The sequence below is a fragment of the Paenibacillus sp. 1-18 genome, assembly GCF_000520755.1.
Classification (GTDB): Bacteria; Bacillota; Bacilli; order Paenibacillales; family Paenibacillaceae; genus Paenibacillus; species Paenibacillus brasilensis.
Window position 1 is genome coordinate 1 of sequence record NZ_ASSB01000111.1, and the last position, 1,986, is coordinate 1,986.

General features: G+C 49.6%; 2 protein-coding genes and 1 pseudogene. All 3 read left to right on the forward strand.

Annotated features, from left to right (window positions below; all coding sequences use genetic code 11):
* The coding region (locus L693_RS0107370) for an MFS transporter (protein WP_025716715.1) at nt 1–953 on the forward strand (953 nt) is incomplete at its 5' end.
* The gene (locus L693_RS0107375) at nt 931–1,149 is read left to right on the forward strand and encodes a hypothetical protein (protein WP_025716716.1); all 219 of its coding nucleotides are present in this window, start codon (nt 931–933) and stop codon (nt 1,147–1,149) included. The genes L693_RS0107370 and L693_RS0107375, both read left to right, overlap by 23 nt.
* 657 nt (nt 1,150–1,806) lie before the next feature.
* Nucleotides 1,807–1,986: pseudogene (locus tag L693_RS31160) on the forward strand (serine hydrolase domain-containing protein); the annotation flags it as partial.

Here is a 1,986-nt window from a genome sequence, read left to right on the forward strand (position 1 = left end):
CTGCCGTGTTCTTTAGTCCGTATGCCTGGGGGCTCGTTGCCGGTTCCGTGATGCTTGGGATGGGGGCGTCGCCTATATGGCTCATTTGTCTGGAGAAAATCCGGCTGACGGAGCGGGCGGCCCAGATTGGGGCGATATACACCGTGTGGCTGGCCTGCATCGGTCTGGGGCCGGTCACAATCAATCTCACCTTCGATTATGGCTTCGAACCTGCCTTCCGGCTGATGGTTGCGCTGCTCGCCGTCGGCTGCATCGCATCGTTCGGGATTAACAGAACAACCCCCTTGCATCTCCAGAACGTCAGCTTTGCCGAACAAGCGACAGGACTGCGAAGAAGACTCGTTCAGCTGAAATGGCTGCTGCCAGGCATGGTCCTGCAGATGACCGCCGCAGGACTGCTGCTGCCGATACTGCCCGGTTTTGCCGCTGACAATCTCGGTCTGAGCCAGCCGCAATATTCGCTAATGCTCATATTAGGCGGGGCCGGCGCGATGCTGTTTCTTGTCCCGATGGGGAAGCTGGCCGATCGATGGGGGCACAAGCAAATGCTGTTCGCCGGTTTCGTATCGCTTACGGTCGTATTGGCTCTGTTAATCGTATCCATGCCGCCGCCTGCATTAACGATGCTGTTTGCCTTTATGCTGGGATTGTCTTACTCAGCCGTGCTTCCGGCCTGGAATGCGGTGCTGTCGTACCTTGTTCCGGAGGATCAGAAGGGGACCGGGTGGGGAGTACTCTCCGGGATTGAAGGGCTCGGTATTATGATTGGCCCGGTCATCGGGGGATGGATAGCCAGCCAGTATACGAATGCCGCTGCCATTAGCATCAGCGTTGCTTTACTGGCGGTTCTTGCACTTTTTTATTTGATTTTGCCGCAAAACAAGCTTGTCTCGGCTGACGGGACTTTGCAGCACAAGAGGGAGAATGCTCATGGACCTGATCGGGTTAGTTGAACAATTGTTTCACGAATATGGATACCTGGTCTTGCTCATCGGCTTGCCGCTGGACTTCATCGCGCTCCCCATTCCGCCGGGCAACAGCACCTTGACCTATACCGGTTTCTTAGCCTCTAAAGGTGTGCTTCATGGGCTGTCGGCTTTTGCGATGGCCCTGACGGGACCGATTATAGGGTCACCATCACGTACGTGATTGGCTACAAGGCAAGTATGCCTGTGATCGAGCGTTACGGCCGCCGGCTCTTCCTCAAGCAGGACTCCTCCGACTGCAATCAAAAAAGAAAGTACACTGAAGCAGGGGGAGTTGAATCGTAAAAAAGAAAATAATAAGTGGAAACAAAAGCGTTACGAATGCTATCAAAAAATTGTATGGCCGGGTTGGAGAATTTCGGCACCTCCGGGGAAAATCAAAAAGTACAACATCAATGATATTTCAGAAAATTAGATTGATGACAAGAAGCAATGAATTTGGAGATTGCTGCTAAATGAATTGCTGGAATTTCCAGTGAAGTCTTCTTGTTTAATTGTCGTGGTAGTTTAGTTTATCCATTGCTAACTAAGTTGTATGAGCTCTATCAATAACATAGTTAGAACAACAACTCATTCTGGGTATGTTTTTTGCCTATCGGTAAAGGTTGTTGTCCTAACACCTTTTGTACTAGCCATCCTCTATCTTATCAAGCACGTCATATAAGACAGTTGACAGTTTGTCATGCGGTATATGTGACAGGTGCCAAGTACGGTGTCATCAAAAGCTTGGCGGTTTTATCACTGTTCGATTTAACAATATCGGAGGTAAGGTGAGGGGGTAAAGCAGAACAACATACTAAAATAATAGGAGCGATGCGTTATGAAATCATTCACCATTCGAAAAGGAGTTACACTTACTTTAATAGCTATATTGGCGGGTACACTGGCTTATGGAACTGCCCACGCAGAGGGTCAGACGGCAACTTATCAAGCTATCGATAAAGCTGCCACTACCGACAATATCTTATCGTCGGAATCCGCAAAAGAACCCAACGAGAAA